2 protein-coding genes are annotated in these 778 nt (G+C 58.1%); both read left to right on the top strand.

What is annotated here, in order from left to right; all coding sequences use genetic code 11:
• Positions 1–170 precede the first annotated feature (170 nt).
• Positions 171–413 carry a type II toxin-antitoxin system VapB family antitoxin gene (gene vapB / locus G3O01_RS44970; RefSeq protein ID WP_205813995.1) on the top strand — a complete coding sequence of 81 codons (243 nt, stop codon included), beginning with the start codon at positions 171–173 and terminating at the stop codon, positions 411–413.
• On the top strand, positions 410–778 hold a 369-nt coding region (locus G3O01_RS44975), incomplete at its 3' end, for a type II toxin-antitoxin system VapC family toxin (protein WP_205813997.1). The genes vapB and G3O01_RS44975, both read left to right, overlap by 4 nt.

The raw sequence follows: 778 nt of genomic DNA on the forward strand, positions 1-778 counted from the left end.
CTCGGGACACTGCGCGGGCTTGCGCTTACTGCGCTTGAATTCGTGCCGCCGGTTAAAACCGCGCTGGCGAGGCAGATGATGTTTGGGCAGCGCAGTTGATCTGGAGCAGATTCGTCCTTGAACACTTACGGTACTATATCTACACTTTGTAGATACATCGTGAGGTCTTCATGGATATCGCCAAAATCTTCAAACATGGCGGCTCGCAGGCCGTCCGTCTGCCCAAGGATTTCCGCTTCGATACATCGGAGGTCCGCATTCGCCGCCACGGCGCTGCGGTCATTCTCGAACCTGTTCCCAATGACTGGGCCTGGCTGTCGCCACTCATTGGCCCTGTCGATGCAGATTTCGAAACAGCAGCCACCACGCCGCCGCCTGAGCAATCGCGGCCGGGTCTGGACATCTTCGAATGAAATTCCTGCTGGATACCAACGCCGTCATTGCCGTTCTGAAAGGCGATCCGGCAGTGCTGTCACGCTTGCACGACTATTCGCCCAGCGATTTCGGGCTGCCATCGATCGTCATGCACGAGCTGTATTTCGGCGCCTGCAAGAGCCAGCGCTCGATTGAAAATGTGGCCAGGGTCAACGCACTGCAATTCGAGGTTGTCTCTTTCGATGCCGAAGACGCGCAACACGCTGGGGAAATCCGCGCGCACCTCGCTGCTGCAGGTACACCGATTGGTCCGTATGACGCACTCATCGCAGGTCACGCACGCTCGCGTCAGATGGTGCTGGTTACCCACAACGTGCGCGCGTCCGCGCGCGTTGAACATCTG

The sequence above is a fragment of the Burkholderia sp. Ac-20365 genome, assembly GCF_017104715.1.
Lineage (GTDB): Bacteria > Pseudomonadota > Gammaproteobacteria > Burkholderiales > Burkholderiaceae > Paraburkholderia.

Bases quoted from the DNA above. Each gene is read 5' to 3' on its own strand.
- vapB (WP_205813995.1), top strand. From the start codon at position 171: ATGGATATCGCCAAAATCTTCAAACATGGCGGCTCGCAGGCCGTCCGT.